The 23,451-nt window shown below is 38.7% G+C and carries 19 protein-coding genes; 14 read left to right on the top strand and 5 right to left on the bottom strand.

The window, feature by feature from the left end; genetic code table 11:
* Window positions 1-330: 330 nt before the first annotated feature.
* Both BW964_RS04290 and BW964_RS04285 read left to right on the top strand, forming a co-directional pair.
* Window positions 331-657, top strand: coding sequence for a hypothetical protein (locus tag BW964_RS04290; protein ID WP_076505462.1), 327 nt, complete (start codon window positions 331-333; stop codon window positions 655-657).
* Between the two features lie 192 nt (window positions 658-849).
* Window positions 850-2,028: a hypothetical protein gene (locus BW964_RS04285; RefSeq protein ID WP_076504985.1), complete on the top strand. Its 1,179-nt coding sequence runs from the start codon at window positions 850-852 to the stop codon at window positions 2,026-2,028.
* A gap of 99 nt (window positions 2,029-2,127) precedes the next feature.
* Here the strand turns inward: BW964_RS04285 and BW964_RS04280 are convergent, their stop codons facing one another.
* A complete protein-coding gene (locus BW964_RS04280; RefSeq protein WP_165789157.1) occupies window positions 2,128-3,306 on the bottom strand; it encodes a T9SS type A sorting domain-containing protein in 1,179 nt (392 codons plus the stop codon).
* A gap of 591 nt (window positions 3,307-3,897) precedes the next feature.
* On the opposite strand from BW964_RS04280, the gene BW964_RS04275 reads away from it, so the two are divergent.
* Both BW964_RS04275 and BW964_RS04270 read left to right on the top strand, forming a co-directional pair.
* Window positions 3,898-4,950, top strand: coding sequence for a hypothetical protein (locus BW964_RS04275; RefSeq protein ID WP_123911915.1), 1,053 nt, complete (start codon window positions 3,898-3,900; stop codon window positions 4,948-4,950).
* A gap of 19 nt (window positions 4,951-4,969) precedes the next feature.
* Window positions 4,970-5,485 (top strand): hypothetical protein, encoded by a 516-nt coding sequence (locus tag BW964_RS04270; RefSeq protein WP_228431919.1) that lies wholly within the window; start codon window positions 4,970-4,972, stop codon window positions 5,483-5,485.
* 54 nt (window positions 5,486-5,539) lie between these two features.
* On the opposite strand, the gene BW964_RS04265 is transcribed toward BW964_RS04270, so the two are convergent.
* Together BW964_RS04265 and BW964_RS04260 are read right to left on the bottom strand one after the other, a co-directional pair.
* Window positions 5,540-6,307: a methyltransferase domain-containing protein gene (locus BW964_RS04265; RefSeq protein ID WP_076504981.1), complete on the bottom strand. Its 768-nt coding sequence runs from the start codon at window positions 6,305-6,307 to the stop codon at window positions 5,540-5,542.
* Window positions 6,308-6,600: 293 nt separating this feature from the next.
* The gene (locus BW964_RS04260) at window positions 6,601-7,071 is read right to left on the bottom strand and encodes an Lrp/AsnC family transcriptional regulator (protein WP_076504980.1); all 471 of its coding nucleotides are present in this window, start codon (window positions 7,069-7,071) and stop codon (window positions 6,601-6,603) included.
* A 143-nt stretch (window positions 7,072-7,214) separates the two neighbouring features.
* Between BW964_RS04260 and BW964_RS04255 the strand changes: the two genes are divergently transcribed.
* The 10 genes from BW964_RS04255 (at window position 7,215) to BW964_RS04210 (ending at window position 19,862) form a co-directional block, all read left to right on the top strand.
* Window positions 7,215-8,603: an MFS transporter gene (locus tag BW964_RS04255; protein ID WP_076504979.1), complete on the top strand. Its 1,389-nt coding sequence runs from the start codon at window positions 7,215-7,217 to the stop codon at window positions 8,601-8,603.
* A gap of 177 nt (window positions 8,604-8,780) precedes the next feature.
* Window positions 8,781-9,575 (top strand): metallophosphoesterase, encoded by a 795-nt coding sequence (locus BW964_RS04250; RefSeq protein WP_228431921.1) that lies wholly within the window; start codon window positions 8,781-8,783, stop codon window positions 9,573-9,575.
* Between the two features lie 89 nt (window positions 9,576-9,664).
* Complete coding sequence (locus BW964_RS04245; RefSeq protein WP_076504975.1) at window positions 9,665-10,582, top strand: helix-turn-helix domain-containing protein; 918 nt, start codon at window positions 9,665-9,667, stop codon at window positions 10,580-10,582.
* A gap of 240 nt (window positions 10,583-10,822) precedes the next feature.
* Complete coding sequence (locus BW964_RS04240; protein WP_076504973.1) at window positions 10,823-11,968, top strand: efflux RND transporter periplasmic adaptor subunit; 1,146 nt, start codon at window positions 10,823-10,825, stop codon at window positions 11,966-11,968.
* Window positions 11,969-11,977: 9 nt separating this feature from the next.
* A complete protein-coding gene (locus BW964_RS04235; protein WP_076504971.1) occupies window positions 11,978-15,118 on the top strand; it encodes an efflux RND transporter permease subunit in 3,141 nt (1,046 codons plus the stop codon).
* A gap of 17 nt (window positions 15,119-15,135) precedes the next feature.
* Window positions 15,136-16,554 carry an efflux transporter outer membrane subunit gene (locus BW964_RS04230; RefSeq protein ID WP_076505456.1) on the top strand — a complete coding sequence of 473 codons (1,419 nt, stop codon included), beginning with the start codon at window positions 15,136-15,138 and terminating at the stop codon, window positions 16,552-16,554.
* A gap of 60 nt (window positions 16,555-16,614) precedes the next feature.
* Window positions 16,615-17,169 carry a DUF2652 domain-containing protein gene (locus BW964_RS04225; RefSeq protein ID WP_076505454.1) on the top strand — a complete coding sequence of 185 codons (555 nt, stop codon included), beginning with the start codon at window positions 16,615-16,617 and terminating at the stop codon, window positions 17,167-17,169.
* A 333-nt stretch (window positions 17,170-17,502) separates the two neighbouring features.
* Window positions 17,503-17,691 (top strand): hypothetical protein, encoded by a 189-nt coding sequence (locus BW964_RS04220; RefSeq protein ID WP_076504969.1) that lies wholly within the window; start codon window positions 17,503-17,505, stop codon window positions 17,689-17,691.
* A 162-nt stretch (window positions 17,692-17,853) separates the two neighbouring features.
* On the top strand, window positions 17,854-18,813 hold the full coding sequence (locus BW964_RS04215) for a Fic family protein (RefSeq protein ID WP_076504967.1): 960 nt from the start codon (window positions 17,854-17,856) through the stop codon (window positions 18,811-18,813).
* Window positions 18,814-18,923: 110 nt separating this feature from the next.
* A complete protein-coding gene (locus tag BW964_RS04210) occupies window positions 18,924-19,862 on the top strand; it encodes an HNH endonuclease (RefSeq protein WP_076504965.1) in 939 nt (312 codons plus the stop codon).
* An 82-nt stretch (window positions 19,863-19,944) separates the two neighbouring features.
* Here the strand turns inward: BW964_RS04210 and BW964_RS04205 are convergent, their stop codons facing one another.
* Together BW964_RS04205 and metQ are read right to left on the bottom strand one after the other, a co-directional pair.
* Complete coding sequence (locus tag BW964_RS04205) at window positions 19,945-22,206, bottom strand: glycoside hydrolase family 3 C-terminal domain-containing protein (protein WP_076504964.1); 2,262 nt, start codon at window positions 22,204-22,206, stop codon at window positions 19,945-19,947.
* Window positions 22,207-22,639: 433 nt separating this feature from the next.
* A complete protein-coding gene (gene metQ / locus BW964_RS04200; RefSeq protein WP_076504962.1) occupies window positions 22,640-23,446 on the bottom strand; it encodes a methionine ABC transporter substrate-binding lipoprotein MetQ in 807 nt (268 codons plus the stop codon).
* Window positions 23,447-23,451 lie beyond the last annotated feature (5 nt).

Genomic DNA, 23,451 nt, shown 5'->3' with positions numbered 1-23,451 from the left:
TATGGATTAAATGTAAAGTATTCCGCCAATCTGTTAAAATTAAATTTCATTAATAAGGGAAATATTTTTTAAATATATAAAAATATTTAACTGTTTAGTGATTTTTCTATTTAAATTAATACGTCTTTAGCTTGTTGGTATTTAAATATTTCTATTGAAATATTTGTTTTTATCATACTATGGATTTTGAAGATGCTGATATTGAAAGAAGAACTCAGGAACTGTTTTACTAATTTTCGGTAAATTTGCCGTCACGGTTGATTTTAGTATTCATACACTGATGAGGTGATGAATAAAAATAAATCCATTTTCAAGGCCGTACAAAACAATATGAATTTATCAGAATTAATCAATTACTTCCGAAGCGGAGGTTCTTATAAAGATTTTTGCCAGGATCAGTTATTAGATCAGGAGTCTGAAGCTGTTGAAATCTATATGGAACAGCCCTTAGAGCTAAACAATACCTTAGCATTTTTTGAAATTGAAACCACAGAAGGCAGCCTTGAGTTTGTTAAAGATGGAATAAGATATTACAGCTTATTCGGTTTTCCCTATTTTATCAATGTGCTTGAAGAAATCAAAAAGTCGGATCACCTGGATCTGGCAGATAAAGATATTGCTGAACTTTTGTATAATTATGCCATCAATGATGCATAAATTGATGTGAGAAAAGGAGCCTAAATTAAATCCGGCAAACTTTGTTTTATTCTGAAGGAAGACACAGTAAAAATGGAGGGGTAATGATGTGATGTCATTTTATGTTTTAAATTATCTTGATTTATAATTTTCATTTATAGTGTTCATTGCAATGGATTATTTATATTTGAGAATCACATCTCAAAATAAAATATGGATAAAAAATTAAAGCAATTCTTTGCAAAATCATTTGGAGTACTATTGTTCATTCATCTGGGCTATTTTTTATATGGCTATTTTAAATTTGAGGGAATAGGGAATATCAACATTTATACTGAATTCTACAGGTTTAAGTTTTATGACGATGTCTCCATTTCCCACGTTTTTATAAGTGGATTGTTTTTACTTTTCTTTCTGATATTTTTATTGAAAAATCATTCGAAACAAAATTATTCTTTTCCTGATTTGCTGAAAATTGGTGGAGTATTGCTCCTGATTTCTTTTTTCAGTTTTACATTTTTTGTAAGTTATAGTTTTGGCTTGAATGCAAAATTAAAATCGGAGCTGTCCGAGGCAAAATTCAATGAGGACAAAACCCTGCTGAATGTTTTAAACCCGTTTTTATACAATGATACTTCTTACAGTTCGGAGAAACTCTTTAATCCGGTAAATATTCTTTATCCGAAACCCTATCCTGTGATTGAGGTTGTGGACAGTACTTTGATTGTTGATCAGTATTACAGTGTGGAATCTAAATATTACAGCATTGATACTTTGAAAATGCTCACTGCTGATTTAAATAAAATTTCTGCTGCTACGAGTTCAGTTTTGGACCCTCTTGGTTTTGGTAAAGAAGAACTCCTGCAGCGAATCATTAAGAAGACTGTTATAAAAGACAGTACCCAGATTATTTATAAAGGCCAGGAGGTCAATCCCGAATATGATGAAGATATTTGCATATTTATTCAAAATAATACATTGTATAAACCTGTCAAAGGAATTCCGAAAGAGAAGCAGCAATGGGATGCCGCAGTAAAACGATACAAATTGCTTTACAAATACAAGCAGGATTCGTTGATTTCCAATTTTCAGAAGCTGGATACCTTATTAAAAAAATATAAGATAGAAACTCAAATCGTTCCTAAAGAGCTGGCCAAAGACGTTTTCTATTATAAAGACCACAATAATGAACTGTTGAATGGTGGAATCAAAAATTATTTTGACAGAAAGGCACTTTCCGAAAAACTCACAACGCTGGAGCGCTTATTTTATCAGCCCAATTACCTTCATCCATCGATTCGGATCATCTTTATGGGCGTTGTCGTCGGAGCCTGGCTGATTGGTTTTTTAATTTATCTTTTGGTTAATTATAAAAGAAGAACTCAAGTGTAGAAATAAAGAATCTACCACAATTGTGATGGATCTGAATTATAAAAAACGGCTGAAAGAGAAATCCTTCAGCCATTCTTTTGAAAATAATATATCAAGAATCTAATCCCGGATCACCATCTTTTTGGAACCCGTTACTTTTCCGTCTGTGGTCATTTTATAAATATAGGTACCAGATGGAAGGTCTGAACTGGAAAGAATGATCGAGCCATTTCCTTTATCCCGAAGTGGAAGCGTTCTTACCAGCTGACCCGATAGGTTATAAACTTCGATCGAAGCTGATTTTGCATGGTGTGGCAGATAATAGCCGATGCGCGTTCCGTTTTGGGTAGGATTGGGAACATTTTGAGAAAGCTGGGCAATATCTGAAGAACCTGTAAGTGAAGTTGAAGTCCCTTTGTTCAGCAACAATTGCTTAAGTTCCTCTACCGTGTTTTCAAGATTTTTAATACGGTCTTCCAGCTGTTGTACCGTTGCATCTGAAGCACCAGCCATTCTGCTGAGTGGGGTAGTAGACACCATGACATTTCCACTTGCATCCATTACAAGGGCATTTCCGCTCCCTGAAGGCAAATTTTCAAACCGTACCGTTCCTACCGTATGAAAATTGGCAGTAGGAGAGAGCGTAAGAATTCCTACACTTTTATCCTTGATCAGCATCGTTGAGGTGGTAGACAGACCAAACATGATTGATAGCGGAATATTATTCGTCAGTTTTACTCCTCCCGTTCCTGATCCGATCACAAAAGAACGGTTTCCCGTCGCAGCCAGGTCAATTCCGAATCCTCCCGAATACACATCTTTAAGATCAATTCCTACCCCTAAGGCAAACTGGTTCGAATTTCGGATAATATTTTTCCAGCCTAATGCCACGGATTTTCCGGCATTATTCAAAACTACATTAGCCTGTCCGCCAATAATATTCGCCCCTCCGCCATTGCTCAGGTCATTTTCCCAGCCGCTCACAAGAGAACTGCTCGCCTGCGCACCAAGAATATTGGAAATACCGTTAACGATGCTTCCCTTTACTTTTGCCACATTGGAATTGTTGACGGCGTCTACAATAAATGAACCTGCCTCATTGAGAATCGCCTGTCCCGGATTGGAAGAAGCCCCATTGGTTCTCAGATAAAAAGGCCTTGGATCTACAGTACCCGCGTAATTAGCGTTAGTGATTCCCGCATTTCCTGTAACTTGCCACTGTTGGGCGCTGGCAATTCCTGTTAACAATACCATAGCGGTAGTCAGACCATTTTTCATGGATAATAGTGATGTTTTCATAAATTTTGAATTTTGATGGTTTTTAGTTATCACTAAAGTATGAAATATTATCATCGAAAATGTTAATTTGTCACGATAAAGTGATTTTAAATGGATAGATATTGGTTTAAATTCAATGATAAAAGGAATAATTTACATTATAATTAATATCTATACTGTTTATTTGTAAAATCTAATGATTTGAAAAGCCCGTTCAATACGGCAGTTTTTTTCATTATGATCAATACTCTCCTGAAAGCAATGTTCTAAAATCTCTTTCGTTTCTTCGATTTTTATACTACAGAAAAAAAGAAAACTTCACATATAAAAGTACATCACAAAAAAGCCTGTTTTTTTTGATAATAAATGCAATATAAAATGATGAGCAGATTTACAAATCACCAATCTTGAAAAAAAATATTTTAAATTTTTAAACAAGCGTTTAAATTCCTGCCCTTGTGCTGATTAAGCATGTTTAATTCCAATAACTCAAGGCCGTACAGTGCCCTTGAATACAATTTTGGTATGCAAATTGTTCGAAAGGACCTATTTTAAATAATCATATTTTAGTTCTTAGAATGTTTAAAAAATATTAATTTATTATAAAGTCATATGAATAATTTAAATTTTTGCGCCATTAATGAGAAATTCATTTTCTTGTTAATGGCTCTTTTTTACGGTCTTACGAACGCACAATGTACAGCATATACCGGCCAGGCAATGAATCCCGGCCAGACCTATTGTCTTACAGGAAATCTCACTTTAGCTAATGACATCACCATTCCACAGGATGCTCTGTTGATGATCCGACCGGGTGGAGCGCTTATTGTAAAAGGCATAACCGTGAACGGTAGTCTGGAGATCGGTGATAAGGGAAGTGTAAAATCTGAGGGATCCATCATTATCGGAGTTTTCGGAAGTCAGAAAAACTCAAAAGTAAAGTTGGGAACAAAAGCATACCTTTCCCTTACAGGATCAGTCTCTCAGGGAGATCCTTCATTTATGGGAACATTTCCCGGAGCAATGTCAACTATTGATATGGGAACGTACAGTGTTGTCGAAATATGCGGAACGTTCAGTCAGCAATCCATTACTTACCCTTTCATCAACTATGTGGGAGCTCCTTTGGGAAAGGCTTATTGTATTGCCAAGGCACAGGTGAGCGGAGGAGGGACTTCCATCCTTAGTAATGACCGTCAGATCGTCGCCATTGCGATGGATACGGTAACCGGGTTAGCTCCCGGAAATGCCAGCTTTTGCGGGCCAAATGCAACTCAGGCGATGTGTCCCGCCCTATGGCCTGCAGGACTTCCAGACGATAAAATGGTCTGTGGCTTTGCTGATGAGGTCGTTCATGAATTAGATGAATATTGTACCAAACCAGGGGTTACAGGCAAACCCGACGGCTATACCAAAATGGGAATCACTATACAGAAGAAAAGCAATGAATGGCCTGAAAATATTCCGAACGGATTCCTCGCCCTTGAATCAAAGACAAAAGGATTGGTGATAACCAGAGTGCAGCATGTAAGCTCAACCCCTCAGCCTGGAGATGCTGTTGCGGATCCCAGAGAAGGAATGCTTGTGTATGATATCCAGGACCGTTGTGTGAAGCTCTACAACGGAACCGGCTGGAAATGTATCGAAAGAAGCTGTAATGATTAACCCCGATTTTCTCAATACTATGAAACATATAAAAAATATATCCACAGTGGCGGTATTGTTTATTTTTAATTCAATCTATGCTCAGGTTGCTATAGGGAAAGAAACCGTTGATGGAAACAGTACCCTATTGGATTTTAATAATACTGCAGCCAATACAAAGGGGCTTATTCTGCCAGCCACACAGGGAATTCCGGCAGGTAGTCCCGCAAACGGAACCTTTATTTTTGATACCTTCGATGATCAAGTGAAAGTCTACGAAAACAATACCTGGAAAGCCCTGAGTGATATAGGAAACGGGTCAGCGATTGTAGCCAACACTTCAGATGAAACTGGCAACGGAGTAGTGATGGGTACTCAGGCTGGTAGTGCAGACGGTATACTCGTTTTGGAGTCGCCGGATAAGGCTATGATTCTGCCTAAAATATCTTCACCGCATCTCAATGTAAAAAATCCCTATCCCGGAATGATCTGTTATGACACGGCTAGCAAAACTTTCGCTGTTTTTGATGGAACCTTCTGGAATTATTGGAAATAATAACGTTGTAGAAACGGTTTAAAAAGCCCTGCCTTCATCATAAGCAGGGCTTTTTTATTTCTTTCTTCCGTATAATAAAATTCTTTTGAAGGCATACATAGCAGGAAGCTTAGTAAAATTCTTTGCAATACGTTGTTTAAACTCAATTGTAAAAGATACCTGTTGTTCCTCAGTAAGTTTTTCCAGATAAGGAATCAAAGCCGATCCGGAGATAAAATTGAATAAAGTTTCGTGATCTTCCGCAATGATGGGATAAACTTTCTGTGATAAGTTCAGATCCTCAAGGCCGCTGTTAAATAAAATCTGAGCATATTCATCGATTGCCAACACCGCAGAAGGTCGGTTCCAGCCGTTAAGATCAGTTTGGAAAGGCTCCTCATTGGCCAGTTCAAAAAGGAGGTTATTAAGTGTATTGCCCGGCTGATAAGGCATCTGTACCGCCAGTTGACCTCCGGTATTCAATTTGGAAATAAGTTTCGGAAACAGGTTCTGATGGTCATCAGACCACTGCAGGGCTGCATTGCTGAAAATAAGATCCCAGTTTTCATCAGCATCCAGCATGGCTTCTGTGGTTGCCATTTTGAAATGGAGACGCTCATTTTCCAGTCCCTTTGATTTTTTAAGCATTTCTGGAGAAGAATCGATTCCTGTAAAAATGGTGCTCCGGAACTTTTCAGTTAGGATGGCCGTCTGTTCGCCTGTTCCGCAACCAAGATCTACCGCTTTCATCTCTTTTTCATCAGTGATCAGCTCTGCAAGATCATAAAACGGCTTGAAACGGATATTTTTAAATTGATTATAAACGTCAGGATTCCAGGGCATAGTCAGTAATTTTAAATGGACTTCAATTTAGCAATTACTGAATAGAACAAAGAATTTCAAATATTAAAAGATTCTTAAAAGAAAGGAAGCGGGAGGATGGGAGTTACTGAAAGAAGAAAGAATAATGAATCCCGTTTTCATTGAATTTAAAGTTTCATCAAGTTAATCTGAATTCGGTAAAAACCCTTGTCAAGGTTCAAAACCTTGACAAGGGATCTTAAAAAGACCAGAAATCCATTTACAGACTGAAAGTAACTTCCCTCGCCCATCTTCTCGCTTCCCGCTTCAAACTCCTACAAAATCTGCGCACTTTCCTTAATACTGTTCATCACGAAAATGCTTTTAGTCTGCCCGATTCCCTCGATTTCAGAGAGCTTATTGATGAAGAACTCGTGGAAATCATCCATATTCGGAGCCAGGATCTTAAGCATAAAATCGAAGTCACCACTGATATTATAAAACTCTACCACTTCTTTCAATTTTCCAACCTCTTCAATAAATTTTCCAGCAGTTTTTTTATTGTGGACATTCAGGGCGATCATACAAATCACCATCATGCCTTTGTTCACTTTTTTTCGGTCTACAACAGCGGTGTATTCTTTGATAATTCCCTGTTTTTCCATCCGCTTGATCCGTTCATGAGTGGGAGTAGGACTTAAATTGATCCTTGCTGAAATATCACGAACACTCATTTTGGCGTCCTTCTGTAGGAGACGAAGGATAGAAAGGTCTTTCTCATCCGGAGTATAATGCTCTGCAGTCATTTGTTCTGTTTTTAGGCTTGTTATGGAATGTAGAAGTGTATTTGTTCTTTTTTTTATAGCTTAAATACTTAATTCGTTCCAAATTTACTATATAATTTTTACATATGTTCTTTTAAAATTAATTTTGCAGGAAATTTGAATCTATGAGTACAAGGAAAAATTTAATATTAATATTAGCATCGGTAGGAACTTTTGTAGAGGCTTTGGATATTGCCATTATTAATCTAACGATTCCTTCTATTCAGGAGCAGTTCCATATCGGAGCAGAGACCGTACAGTGGCTGCAAACCCTTTATGTATTGTTTTTTGGGGGATTTCTGATCATCGGGGGTAAACTTTCAGACCAGATCGGCCGTAAGAAAATTTTCCTGATCGGAGCTTTGATTTTTATGCTGACCTCATTGGGAGCAGGACTTTCGCAGAGTTTTGAAGTATTAGCTGTATTCCGGGCTCTTCAGGGGTTGGGAGCTGCCTTCATTATGCCTTCTGCCTTATCTATTGTGACCAATACATTCAGAGAAGAGCAGGAACGTAACTACGCGATTGGAATTTTCAGTTCATTTGCAGCGATAGGTTCCGGAAGCGGTTTGTCTGTCGGAGGAATCATCAGTACTTATCTGAGCTGGCATTGGGTATTTCTCATCAATGTTCCCATTTTATTACTTACTTTAGTTTTTGCTTACCAATATCTTCCGGCGGACGAAAAAAGACAGAGCGGCCAGAAAACGGATCTTATCTCCGGAATGCTGCTTGTTTTGGGACTTTTAAGCCTTACATACGGAACCCACGAACTGGTTCATATCAAAGAAAATCCTTTAATGATTATCGGATCTCTTGTGCTTGCGGTTTTGCTTTTAGTCGCTGTATTTATCAGATTAAAGTCCGTCTCTCAGCCATTAATCGATTTACAATTGCTTAAACATAGATCACTGATGATTTCTAATATGGTGTTTTTCACCTTGGGGGCGTTTTTTATAGGATTCTTATTTCTTATTTCATTAATGCTTCAGAAAGATATGGGACACAGTGCGGCTTCTGCAGGGCTTCTGCTTGTGCCTTTCAGTATCATGTCGGCATTGGCTTCAAAGTTTGTACTGCCTCATATTTCTAAAAGATTAAGTTCTTCGCAGATGGGTATTTTCGGATGGAGTTTCATGCTGGCAGGTGCTTTATCATTACTCATTTCGGTTTACACAGGGCATCCGCTGGCGGTAGTATTGCTGGGAGCGGCCTGTATTTCAGGAATAGGAATGACCTTTTGTTTTACGGCGCTTTCAGTGATGGGAATTCAGGATGTGGAGCCTTCACACTATGGAGTGGCTTCCAGTTTAACTTCCACCAGTTATTTCCTGGGAGCCGGAATCGGATTGTCGTTTATGACATTGATGAGCCAGATTTTTCCTTCACAGTATGCGGTTGGAGATCTCAGTTTGATGATCCTGGTTGGATATGCTTTACTGGCCCTTGGGATGCTGCTGTATTTTATTGTTAAAAGCTTAAAAACCAGACCAACGGAAATCGTGGTGTCATAAACAAAAGTAGTTATCACCCCATAATTTAGTGCAAATAAATTATTATTCATGTCTGTTTGAGGAGAGTAAAAAGATGACGGTGTCACTGATTATTGCTCTGAAAATTTATTTACTTTTTAATTTTTAGCGAAAGAGGTACTGATAGGATAAGTTTCTATTAAAAATATACAAAACTACATGAAAAAGGATCGGCATTATTTTGTCGGTTCTTTTTATTTTAGCAGAATGAAAATACAGATCATCAGTGATCTTCACCGGGAATTCGGATCGGCTGATTTATTTTTTGATCAGGCAGACGTTGTCGTATTGGCTGGCGATATTCATCTGGGTACCAAAGGAGTTGAATGGATAAAGTCAAAAATAAAGGACAAGCCTGTCGTTTATGTTCTGGGAAATCATGAATATTATAAAGGCTCCTATCCTAAAACTTTAGACAAAATAAAACATGCCGCTGAAGGTTCAAATGTCTTTGTTCTTGAAAATGAAGCTGCAGATATTGACGGTATTCGCTTTCACGGAGCCACGCTTTGGACAGATTTTTCTATTTTCGGAAATCCCGTACAGTACGGAATGATCTGTCAGCCTAAAATGAATGATTATAAAATGATCAGACGGGATCCTTCCTATTCAAAAATGAGAACTGTTGATACCTTTAAAATCCATCAGTTTTCAAAGCTTTGGTTAAAAGAAAGTCTCGAAAATTCAATAGGCTTAAAAAATATTGTCGTTACCCATCATGCACCAAGTTTACGGTCTGCCCCGGAACAGTATAAAAAAGATCCTTTGACCGCTGCTTATGCTTCTGATATGGAAGATTTCATTCAAGAACATCAGCCGCTGTACTGGATTCATGGGCATATTCATACGCCATGCAGATACACCATTGGGAAAACTGAGGTGATCTGCAACCCGCATGGCTATATCGATGAAAAATATAATGGGTATGAAAAAGAGTTGATCATTGAATTGTAAAATCAAAGAGTTTTCTCTATTCGTTTAATCTTTTTTGATTTTGCCTCTTTCACTCAAATACCCTAATTTCGTAATCTAATTCATCCTTCATGGCTAAAAAGTCCCCAGCATCCTCCTCAGAATTTGTATCCCTGTTTACTTTTGAAGAACTTCTTCGGGACGTAGAGTTTGACCTCAGGGTAAAAGAATTTGTAGTCATGGAAATTGATAAGGCGAATTATCTCATCAAGCTCAATACGCCGTACCGCTCAGACTATTTCTGTATTTTTATGGTGCAGGAGGGAAGTATCCGTTTCAGGCTGGATGACAAAGGCTATGATGTAGAAAAAGGGGATATTATTTTCTGTCCCTTTTCGGAAATATTTTGGATAGACCATATCTCTGAGGACTATAAAGCAAAGTATATCTTTTTTTCATTAGACTTTATTTCGGATGCAGGATTTAATTATAAGTCAAATGATGTCCTGAAAAGCCTGTCATCAGATCCGACCCACATTATCAGGAATGAGCCCGATCTTTACAGAAGGATGAATTTCCACCTTGATGAACTGAAAGCTCTTAACAACGCAGAAAAGGAAGATTATTACTTTAATGAAATGATCTGGCATCACTTTTCCCTGGTGATCTATGAAATTGACAATTATTTTAAGAAAATTGAAAAACCACATCAGGTTACCCACCGGGAGGATGAACTGACGACGAGTTTTTTCACCCTGGTACGGGAACATTTCAAGGAGGAACATTATGTGCAGTTCTATGCAGACAAACTTTGCATCAGCCGTAAATATCTGACCAAGGTGATCAATAAAACCATGTTTAAATCACCCCGCGATATTATCCATCAGGTATTAGCTGTAGAAGCCAGGCTTCTTCTCAGGAATCCGAATCTTAATGTCAATCACGTAGCGGTGCAGCTGAAATTTTCAGATCAGGCATCTTTCAGTAAGTTCTTTAAAAAGCATGTGGGAAAGTCTCCCTTAGAATATAAAAAAGATGATTTGTATTGATAATCAGTTATTTACTTGTTTTTGAAATTTAAAATTGATGTCTTTTTGCTAAATAAACATGATTTTCTGATACAAAAAATGGAATTATGTTATTTATGTATTCTATTAAGGGGAATTAATGACATTTCTCATGTTTTTATAAATAAGGAGTCTTTTTGACAAAACAAGGAGTTTTTTGAATATTTCGATTGAATTTTTTTAGGGCGAATTTTGCCCCGTAAATTTAAAAGGAATATTGTTATGCAGAGATTTTTTATCCAAAAATCAACTATATTTTTCCTCTCGCTGATCGTCTTGGCGGGGTGCAGGAAAAACAATCAAAACCAGGCTTTTCAACAGCAGGCCCCTGAACTTCCGGTAGAAAAGGTGAAGCAGGGAGACGCTTCTGTTTCCAGAGAATATGCAGCATCAGTGGAGGGAATCTCCAACGTGGAGATCAGACCGCAGGTTACCGGATATTTAAGCAAGATCTTCGTAGATGAAGGGGATTATGTAAGAGCAGGGCAGCCGCTTTTCAAAATAGAAGACCAGATCTTCCGTGAGCAGATGAAAAGCGCTCAGGCAGCTCTGATCACAGCACAGGCGAATCTTTCCACCTCTAAAATTGACCTTGACAGAAAAAAGGAATTATTAAGAAATAAAATGGTTTCTGATATTCAGGTAAAAGAAGCGGAAGCAGCTTATAATGCAGCGAGAGGCGCGGTAAGTCAGTCGGTTTCTGCCATTGAATCTGCAAAGATCAATCTTAATTTCTCTACGATCAAAGCACCGGTCAGCGGTTTTATCGGGAGATTCAACTACCGTCTTGGAAGTTTAATGACTCCTTCCAATCAGGAACCGATTACGCTTTTGTCCGACATTCATGAAGTTTATACCTATTTCAGCATGAGTGAAAATGATTTCAATAATTTCCAGAAGCAACAGTCAGGAAGTACGATCAATGAGATTATCAAAAACACTCCAGCCGTTTCCCTATTGCTTTCAGGAGGTGAAAAGTATGCACAGACCGGAAAAATAGATGCGGTGGAAGGGCAGTTCAACAAAACCACAGGTTCTATTACGTTAAGAGCAAAATTCACCAATCCGGACAACCTTTTGAGAAGCGGAAATACCGGAAAGATCGTGATGGAGCAGTTTTACAGCAATGTGATTCTTCTTCCGATAGCTTCTACCAGAACCATTCAGGATAAGATCTTTGTGTTCGCTATCAAAGGAGGAAAAGCAGCCATGCTTCCGGTGGAAATAACAGGAAAAGCCGGAGATAATTTCATCGTATCAAAGGGGTTAAAAGCCGGTGATGAGTACATTGTAACAGGTTTCGACAGATTACAGCCGGGAACTCCGGTAGTCGCTCAGAAAAAGAATGCTCAACCGAAAAAATCGTAAGAAAAAATCATGTTAAAAACAATTATAAAAAGGCCCGTACTGGCAACGGTTATCTCCGTATTGCTCGTCATTCTGGGTATCGTCGGTATGATCAGTCTGCCGATCACCAAATTTCCTGATATCGCACCGCCTACCGTAATGGTAACGGCCGCCTATCCGGGAGCCAACGCGGAAACGATTGCGAGATCCGTAGCGCCGCCTTTAGAAAACGCCATCAACGGGGTTGAAAATATGGACTATATTACGTCCACAGCCAGTAATGATGGGACTTTAAGTATCACCGTAATCTTTAAACTGGGTACAGATCCGGATCAGGCTGCGATTAACGTACAGAACAGGGTAGCACAGGTAACAAATCAGCTTCCTGCAGAAGTGATTCAGGCCGGAATTACAACGGTGAAGAGGCAGAACAGTATGATCGCAATGGTTTCATTAACCAGCAAGGATGGTAAAATGGATGATCTTTTCCTTGAAAACTATGCTAAAATCAACATTGTTCCCGACCTGAAAAGGGTAAAAGGAGTAGGAGATGCCATGGTGTACGGAAACAAAGATTATTCTATGAGAGTTTGGCTTGATCCCAATAAACTGACGTCATACAACCTTACACCTGCAGATGTTTCACGGGCAATCCAGACACAAAACCTTGAAGCAGCACCGGGAAGATTCGGGGAAAGAAGTAAAGAAGCGATGGAATACGTGCTTCGTTACAAAGGAAAATTCACAGAGCCAGAGCAGTATGAAAATATTACGATTAAAGCACTGAGCGACGGTTCTGTTTTAAAATTAAAAGATGTTGCCAAAGTTGAATTTGGAGCGTACAGTTATACGGTTTCTTCCAATTTTAACAAAAAAGCTTCGGTGACGATGGCGATCTTCCAGATGGCGGGATCCAATGCCAATGAGGTACAGATCGCCCTTCAGGAGAGAATGAAGGAGCTTGAAAAATCCTTCCCGGAAGGAATGGCCTATGAAATTCCCTATGCGACCAAAGAAGCACTGGATCAGTCTATTGATCAGGTAATTCACACCTTGATTGAGGCATTTATCCTGGTATTCATCGTGGTGTATATCTTCCTGCAGGATTTCCGTTCAACACTGATTCCGGCTATTGCCGTTCCGGTTTCGATTGTGGGAACGTTTTTCTTTATGAATTTATTTGGGTTTTCTATTAATATCCTGACGTTATTTGCCCTGGTACTGGCCATTGGTATTGTGGTGGATGACGCCATTGTCGTCGTGGAAGCGGTCCATGCTAAGATGGAACATAAAAAGCTTAATCCAAGGGCTGCGACCATGTCGGCGATGAGTGAAATTACGGGAGCCATTGTTTCAATTACGCTGATTATGTCCGCGGTATTTGTTCCGGTAGCCTTTATGAGTGGTTCTACAGGGTTGTTCTATCAGCAGTTTGCCTTGACATTAGCCATTGCCATTGTGATTTCAGCTATTAATGCATTGACTTTGAGTCCGGCCTTATGTGCTATATTTTTAAAACAGCATCATCCGGAAACGCATGAGAAAATGAACTTCAAAGACCGTTTCTTTGCCGGTTTTAATGCAAGCTTTAATAAACTGACCTTCCGTTATGGAAAAGCGATCCTGTTTTTATTAAAGAGAAAATGGGTGGCAGCAATCATCATCTTAGGATTTGGTGGACTGTTCGCATGGATGTCCATGACGACACCTAAAGGATTTATTCCTGATGAGGATCAAAGTTTTATCATCGTAACAGCCAATCTTGCACCGGGAGCTTCCAAAGACAGAACGACCAAAGTAGTTTCTGATACGGAAGACCTGTTAATGAAAAATCCGGCAGTGGAAAAAGTGATTTCGGTAGACGGTCTTAACCTATTCAGTGGATCGATGTCATCTTCAGCGGCTTCTATTTTCGTTAAACTTAAAAAGACAGAGCAAAGAGGAAATGTAAGAAATATCAATGACATTATCGGTCAGGTTCAGGGAACACTTTCCCAGGATAAAAGAGCGAATTTCCTTGTGATCAATACACCTACGGTAGACGGTTTCGGAAATACCAGCGGTATGGAGCTTGTGCTTCAGGACCGTACCAACGGAGAACTTCAGAATCTTGGAAATATCTCGTACGGAATGATGGGAGCCTTGATGCAGAGACCGGAAGTAGCCGTAGCATTTACAACGTTTGATGTAACCTATCCGCAGTTTGAAGTGTTGGTAGATGAAGTGAAAGCAGCTCAGCTTGGCGTTAATGTGTCTGATGTATTGGGCGTAATGCAGGGCTATTACGGAAGTATTCAGTCTTCAGATTTCAACAAATTCGGAAAATATTACAGAGTACTGGTTCAGTCTACTCCGGAAATGAGAGAAGATAAAGAATCACTGAACGGTATTTTCGTTAAAAATAATTCAGGAGAAATGGTTCCTATTAATACGCTGGTTAGCTTGAAGCAGGTGACAGGAGCAGAAGTAGTAGACCGTTTCAACCTGTTCAACTCTTCCAACTTAACCGTGATGCCGGCACCGGGATTCAGTACAGGGCAGGCGATGGCCGCTATTGATGAGGTAAGCAAGCAGGTACTTCCTCCGGGATATACCTACGATTACAAAGGAATGAGCCGTGAAGAAGTAAGTGCAGGTTCACAATCAGTGATGATCTTCGGATTGTGTATTGTGTTTGTATTCTTCCTTTTATCGGCACAGTATGAAAGTTATGTGCTTCCGTTTGCTGTACTGATCGCGATTCCTGTAGGTTTATCAGGTGTATTTGTGGGAATTACCATGGCAGATCTGTCCAATAATATTTATGTGCAGATTGCTTTGGTGATGCTGATAGGTCTCTTAGCGAAAAACGGGATTCTGATTGTAGAATTTGCCATTCAACGTAGAAGGGCAGGGAAAAGCCTTATCGCTTCTGCAGTAGAAGGTGCCAAAGCGCGTCTCCGTCCGATTCTGATGACGTCATTAGCATTTATTGCTGGACTTCTTCCGTTGTTGTTTGTGATAGGACCATCAGCGTTAGGAAACCATTCTATCGGATATGCAGCCGTTTCCGGGATGATCTTCGGAACTGTTTTAGGAATATTCGTGGTTCCGGTACTTTTTGTGGTCTTCCAGGCTTTACATGAAAGAATGAACGGAAAAGTAATAACAGAAGCCGACTGGGAATATTAATCCAAATGATTATTAAAATGAATTTAATTAAAAATATAGCATATATCGCATTGATCTCAGGAGCTGCCGTTTCGTGCAAAGTTCAGAAATTTGAACAGCCTGAAGTGAAAATGCCTGAAGCGTTCAGAAATGACAGCATCGTGGCGGACGCTCAGGAAAATATAGCAAAGATCAGCTATAAAGACTTTTTTAAAGATCCTGTTCTGGTCAACCTCATTGATAAAGCCATTGCGCAGAATAATGATTTTCTCGTGGCATTAAAACAGATAGAATATGCCTCCCTTGCTTATAACCAGAGCAAGTGGGGGAATGTTCCCACCATCAGTGCAACCGTTGGGAACGCCAGTATCAGCAGGCCTTCAGATAACAGTATGAATGGGATAATGGCCGGGCAGTTCATGGGGAGAAAATATACAGAAGATTATACCACTTCGGTCAATATTTCATGGGAAGCAGATATCTGGGGGAAGATCAGAGGAAGAAAAGAGCAGGCTCTGACAGAATATCTTAAAACTCAGGAAGCGGCAAAGGCGGTGAAAACCCAATTAGTAGCTTCAGTGGTGCAAGGATATTACAATTTGCTCATGCTGGATACCCAGTTGCAGATCACAAAATCGAATCTGGAATATTCTGATACAACCCTGAAGTTTTTAACCAAGCAGCAGGAATTGGGCTTAACGACCGCTCTTGCGGTGCAGCAACAGGAAATTGTAAAAGATCAGATCTTAAAATCAGTTCCTGCCATTGAAAGCTCTATCGCAGTTCAGGAAAATGCATTAAGTCTTTTGACAGGCTCAATGCCTGATAAGATTGAGAGAAGTGCGAGCCTGAACAATGTACAGTCACCTGACAAAATTGCAGCAGGAATTCCATCAGAATTGTTAAGCTACAGACCCGATATTAAAACCGCTGAACTTGAAGTCAGAAAAAGTGCCGCGGCGATCCATGTCGCAAAAATGAGTATGTATCCTTCTCTGAATATTACCGCTCAGGGCGGACTGAATGCTTTTCAGGCAAGCCACTGGTTCAGTGTTCCCGGTTCGCTTTTCGGAATGGCGGCAGGAATGATTGCACAGCCTATTTTAAACGGAAAACAATTAAAGACCCAATACGAACAGTCTAAAGTGCTGGCAGATCAGGCTGAAATTAATTTTAAGCAGTCCGTTTTAAAAGCGGTTGGAGAAGTTTCGGATGCACTGGTACAAATCCAGAAGCTGGAAGAACAGCAGAAAATTGCAGAAGGACTGGCTACGAAATCCGGTGAAGCCGTGAAAAAAGCTGATATTTTATTTAAATACAATTCAGCGACGTATGTAGAGGTAATTATCGCGCAAAGCAATAAGCTTCAGGCAGAACTGGATCTCGCTTCTCTAAAAGCCCAACGCTTAAATGCCATTACTTCTCTGTACAGAGCGGTTGGCGGCGGCTGGCAGTAAAGTAAAATGAAACCTGCTTCGTCTATCATGATGCAGCAGGTTTTTAAAACTATAATGATTATGAAGAATACAAATATACATGAGGGTATCATTCTTATTCCTGATTTCAGCGGGTTTACTGAATTTGTGTTCAATACCAAACTTTATACAGGAGAATATATTGTAAGACAACTACTATCTACATTGATTGATATCAATGACCAGTATTTTGATATCTCAGAGATCGAGGGCGATGCGATCTTATTTTACAGGTACGATAACCATCCTTCCTATGAGAATATTTCAACAATGCTCTGGAAAATGCGGAATGCTTTTAACCAAAAGATAAAGGAACTGAGTAAAGAGCTGAGTATGTCCATAGACATGTCGCTGAAGTTCATTGTACACTACGGAAAATTTTCGCAGTATACCATCGGAAGTTTTAAAAAGCTCTATGGAAAAACAGTCGTTGAAGCCCATCAGATGTTGAAAAACGAATTTGCCGAGCAGCCGTCTTATGCTCTTTTCAGCAATTCTTTTTTAGAGAACAGCGGAAACAGGGAGTCAGAAGCCCATACACAGAAATATCATCTTCCGGAAGGAGGAATGATTCACTATTTTGAAAGTGTCAACTAGCCTATTTATTTTTTAATCCTTGTCAATTGGCTATGCGGTGCCCGGGTGAGATCCGGGCATTTTTTGTGGATATACAGCGGCAGATTTCAGGTAAAAGATAAAGGAGGTAAGACAAACTGAACTGAATTCCATCTCCAAAATTCATGCTGAATCAAAATACCTCCTTTTAAATAAATGAGAGGTCGTTTTTTAGCGATAATAAATCACTTAATTGTGTTTAGTTTTTATTTATTTAAAATTTGGTTGAAAATATTCTAATTTTTTGATTTTTTTATTATTTTTTTCAATATAAATTGCTAAGTTTACAATTCGATCAAATTAAAGATTTATACTATGAAAAGAAAACTAACCAGAAAAGAAATGAAAAACACCATGGGGGCAGGACCCACTAAACCAGAAACAGGAATAGAAACAGGTGATCCAACAGGTGTTGCATGTGGAGGTTCGCACTGTCCTGATGACAGCTACAGATGTTGTTATCACCGTGCAGGAAATTATTGCAGCACATCTACATGTATGTAATCAGATATTGCCCTCTTTTTTTAAGGGGGCTTTTTGTACTTATCCCTTAAGAATACTGACCCGCTCTATCTGCTTATTTTAAACTTCGGGTTTCTTTGGGAAAATCAGAAAATATACAAGTAATTTCTTATCTTTGATACTATCAAATGATACTATCAAGTTTTGAAGCCACCGTATACCATTACCGATAAAATTCTTTCATTAGTTGCCTCCATCTCTGAAAAGATTGGAGAAATTAATGCCCATCACCTTTATAAACCGACAACGGAGCTGCGAAAGAAGAACCGTATTAAAACGATTCAGTCTTCATTGGAAATTGAAGGGAATACCCTTACGGAGGAACATATCACGGCATTACTTGATAATAAGCGAATCATTGCGCCCTTAAAAGATATTCAGGAAGCACAGAATGCTATCGAAGTGTACCCCCGCTTAAAAGAGTTTAACCCTACCAGTATCAAAGATCTGGAAAAGGCTCATGCTGTTTTAATGAAAGATCTGATTGATAAGGCTGGTAAATTGAGAAATTCCAATGTAGGAATAGTAAAAGGTTCTAAAGTAGAACATATAGCGCCAGATGGATCTATGGTAAAAGGTTTGATGAATGACCTTTTTCGATATTTAAAAGAAGACAATGAACTTGTACTGATAAAAAGCTGTGTATTTCATTATGAATTTGAATTTATCCACCCTTTTTTCGATGGTAACGGAAGAATGGGCAGATTATGGCAGACCTTAATTCTGATGCAGCAGTATCCTGTATTTGAGTATCTTCCGGTGGAGAGCCTTATTAAGAAAAACCAGGAGGAATATTACAATAAGCTTTCGGAATCTGATAAAAAAGGAAACTCTACACCATTTGTTGAATTTATGATGGGAATTATTCTGGAAGCGCTTCAACAGGTTTTGCAGTCTCAAAATACAAACCTGAATACAAAAGAAAGGATCCTGATCTTTAAAGAAAAGATGAAGAGCGAAAAATTCAGCAGAAAAGATTATCTGCAACATTTCAAAAATATTTCTGCCCCCACAGCCAGTAGAGATTTAAAATGGGCAGTGGATCAGAATGTTTTGGAAAAATATGGTGAACAGCGATTGACTGAGTATCAGTTCATAGGTTAAGGTGGCTTGTCTAGAGTATTGAAAAAAAATAGTTTCCATAAACATATTTTTTGTATTTAAAACTTAGTATACGAGATAAAAATATTATATTTATTTTCATACTTATCAGCATGAAAATAAAATCAAACTTTCCTATAAACGAGGAAGCTTTTTCTGATTTACAAAAATTAAGTGAAGAGTATGAAATTATTAATTCTATTGAAATTCAGGAGAATGATTCGAATAATAAAAAAGTTTTAAAAGGTTCGAAAGAAAAAGAATGTAGATTTTGTAAAAAACATTTTCCTGAGGTTAACTTTAGAAATGTTTCTCACACAATTCCTGAATTTCTAGGTAACAAAAGTTTAACTTCAAATTTCGAATGTGATAATTGTAACAAATATTTTTCTGCATTTGAAAATGAACTTGCTAACTTTTTATTACCATTAAATACTCTTTCAAGTACTAAAAATAAAAAAAACAAGACACCTAAATTTAAAAATAAATTAGAGATACATCAAGATGATAAAAATGTGTTTCATATTAAGAACTTTCCTGATGATCTTGTAAGCAGTAACAATGAAATAGATTTTACAGTAGAAACAGCTTCATATATTCCAGAATATGTATATAGAAGCCTAATTAAAATTGGACTATCAGTAATTAGCGAAGAGGGAATTAAGAATTATAATGAGACTATTGAATGGTTGATGTCATTAGAAGAAAATGTGATTATTCGTCCATGTATGGCTTTTACAATTTTTCCATTTAGTAGCTCAATAGATAAAATTAGATGTGTGGTTTTTGATAGAAAATTCAATGTTACTAGACAAATTCCTAAAACATTACTTGTATTAAGCTATAAAAACTTTGCCATTCAAACTTTTTTTCCAGTTTTTCCTTTTGAGGATTGCACTGAATTATCACCTTTTCCTCATTTGATTCCAACAGCTTTAGACTTAAACAATAATTTAAAGAATGAGAAAAATTACGGATTGATATATTTAGATGAGAATGTAAGAGTAAAAGGCAAAAAAATAGAGATTAATATTAAATCAGCAGAAGAATAGTTTGATAAAGCAAATTATTATAATGGATTAAAAAAGCAGATCCCGTAGAACCTGCTCAGATATTTAAATATATTAATAAAAACTACTTCAACGTAAATTTCACCTTCGTCTTAATCGCATCAGAAGAATTTCCGATCTGCGCTTCAAAATCTCCAGGCTCAGCCGTCCATTCATGCTTATCTGCATCAAAATAGCTTAATGCCGTTTTATCAATCGTAAACGTTACTTCTTTCTGCTCACCAGGATTTAAAAATACCTTTTCAAAACCTTTCAGTTCCTTTGCCGGACGTGGTACAGAAGCTTTGATATCACTGATGTATAACTGTGCAACTTCAGCACCGGCTTTCTTCCCTGTATTTTTTACAGTCACGGTGAAAGTGATCTTATCGTCCGCAGACATTACTGTTTTATCAGCAGAAGCCTTTCCAAACTCAAAGGTGGTATAACTTAAACCATGTCCGAAACTGAACAAAGGTTTGATCTTTTTCGTGTCGTGCCAACGGTATCCTACAAAAACACCTTCATTATAGGTAATATTGATTGGGTTTTTCTGATCTTTTCCTTTTCCGGCGGCCAGTTCGTCTTTCTGTCCCGGATATTCTCCCAATTGGTGTGCGGAATTGTCTTCAAGTTTCACAGGGAAAGTAAACGGAAGTTTTCCTGATGGGTTTGCATCACCTGCCAAAACAGAAGCGATAGAATTTCCTGCCTCAGAACCAAGATACCACGACTGCAGAACAGAAGGAACCTTTTTGATCCAAGGCATAGCCACTGCGTTTCCAGAAACCAAAACTACAGCAAGGTTTTTATTCGCTTTTGCTAATGCTGAGATCACATTATCCTGATTGTATGGAAGTCCGTAACTTTTTCTGTCGTTACCTTCACTATCCTGGAAATCGGCTTTATTCAGTCCTCCTACAAAAATAACGTAGTCAGATTTTTTAGCTAACTCTACAGCTTCGTTCAGTAATTCTGCTGCAGAACGGTCATCTTTTAAGTTCTGTCCGGATTTTACCCCATTGTATTCTCCGCCGATGTCTCCTACATAACCTCTCGCATACTGTACATCCGCCTGTTTTCCGAATCTGGATTTGATTCCGTCTAATGGAAGCGTTTCATATTTTACTTTTAAAGAAGAAGAACCACCACCAACAGTCATGATTTTGATGGCATTTTCACCAATCACTGCAATTTTTTTAGCTTTATTGATGTCGATAGGAAGTACATTGCCTTGATTTTTCAGCAATACAATTCCTTCTTCACCGATCTCTTTGGCTACCGCTTTATGTTCTTCTGAAGCAATATTCCCAAAAGGTTTATTCCTGTTCATCGTAGTTTTATAGGCTAAACGAAGCAGTCTTGTTACCTTGTCGTCAAGTTCCTGAGTTCCTACTTTTCCAGCTTTGATGAGGTCTAAATAAGGTTTTGCTAAATAATAGTTGTCGTAAGCATTTTTAGTTCCAGCAGAAAGTCCGTTCGTCCAGCTCCCGAATTCAAGATCGAGTCCGTTGTGGATGGCCTGCTCCGTATTGTTGACCGCTCCCCAGTCGGAAACCACAACGCCTTTATAGCCCCATTCTTTTTTCAGAATATCGTTTAAAAGATATTGGTTTTGGCTGGCATATTGGTTTTTGTACATGTCATAGGCGCCCATGATCGTCCATGAATCTCCTTCAGTGACCGCTGCTTTGAAAGGCGGAAGGTAGATCTCATAAAGCGTTCGGTCATCAATATTGACATTGCTCGTGTGACGGAACATTTCCTGATTGTTCAGGGCAAAATGCTTTACAGAAGTCGCTACACCATTGGATTGTACCCCTTTGATATAAGGAACCACCATTTTTGAAGTTAAGTAAGGGTCTTCACCCATATATTCGAAGTTTCTACCGTTCAGTGGTGTTCTGTAGATATTAACACCAGGTCCCAGAAGAATATCTTTTTTTCTGTATCGGGCTTCTTCGCCCAGAGCTTTCCCGTAATTCCAGGACATTTTCTTGTTCCATGTTGCAGAAAGTGCCGTCAGGGCAGGGTAGGCAATGATCGAGTCATTCGTCCATCCGGCCTGGTCCCATTCGTCCCACATCACTTCCGGACGTACCCCGTGAGGTCCGTCTGTAGTCCAGAATTCAGGAATTCCCAGTCTGGGAACACCCGGAGAGCTGAACTTGGACTGTGCATGCAGCATAGCCACTTTTTCTTCCACAGTCATTCGGGAAAGAGCATCCTGAATACGTTGCTCTACAGGTTTCGATTCATCTAAATAAACGGGTTGAGTATGAGTCTGAGCCATATATGAAGCAGCAATAAAAGTGAATAAACTTACGATGGCGGTTTTCTTGAACATAAAATGCCTTTTTATTGATTAACAACAAAAGTAAGTAAAATTTTTATTATCTCAAATTGAGAAAATAAATTTTAATCAATAAATAGTTGATCCCGAGTTCTGAAGTTTGAGAGTGGGAGAGTTTTAGAGTTGGCGGGGTACAAGGTTCGTATTACGGAGTTGTGAATTTGAGAGTCGCAAAGTTTTAGGGTTTAAGCGTTGTGGGATTCAGAGTTTGAATATTTGAAGTAACAAGAGAGAAAAACATTGAATGAAAAATACCTGGCGGCTGAAGCTTCCGTCACCAGTTTCTTCATTTATCTAAAATATAAATCTTCATCCGGTTTTTAATTACAACCCGAATCTGACACCTCGTAACTCAAAACCAGGATACCGCATCCCGCAACAAACTTATCACTCATCACTTATCACTCATCACTCATCATTCATGCTCCTACCATCCTTTCACCGCACCGCCTTTGAAGATCTCTTCTGCTTTTTTAGCCACTTCATCAGATTGATAAGCTTTTACAAAATTTTTCACTTTGTCGGAATTTTCGTTGTCATGTCTTGAAACCACTACATTGACATAGGGTGAATCTTTATCCTCGCTAAACAAACCTTGTTTGCTGGCATCTAATCCAGCCTGGGCAGCAAAATTGTTATTGATGATGGCGATGACCACTTCTTTATCATCCAGAACCCTTGGAAGCTGTGGAGCTTCAATTTCAAGGATTCTTAATTGTTTTGGATTCTCGACAATGTCTGTGACTTTCGGAAGAAGTCCGGTTCCTTCTTTTAATTTTAAAAGTCCGTTTTTCTGAAGAAGAAGAAGGGAACGTCCCTCGTTGGTAGGATCATTGGGAATCACCACTGTACTTCCGTTCTGAAGCTGACTGATCGTTCTGATCTTCTTTGAATAGGCAACAATAGGATAAACAAAGGTATTTCCTACCACAGCTAATTTATAACCTCGCTGCTTCGCCTGTTCATTCAGATAAGGGACGTGCTGGAAAGCATTGGCTTCAATATCTCCGTTGTTCAAGGCCTCATTCGGGACCACATAATCATTGAAGGGAATCAGTTCCACATCAAGATTGTATTTTTCCTTGGCTACTTTTTTAGCCGCTTCAGCAATTTCCAGTTCCGGACCATACGTTATTCCCACCACGATATGGTTAGGGTCATCTTTCTTTTTGGAACATGCATTGAATACGAGAAGTCCGGCCGTTAACAAGGCTATTGTTTTTATCTTTTTCATTAGAA

Source organism: Chryseobacterium shigense, from assembly GCF_900156575.1.
Classification (GTDB): domain Bacteria; phylum Bacteroidota; class Bacteroidia; order Flavobacteriales; family Weeksellaceae; genus Chryseobacterium; species Chryseobacterium shigense.
Note: the sequence above shows the minus strand (reverse complement) of the source record. Positions and strands in the feature narration are given on the sequence as shown.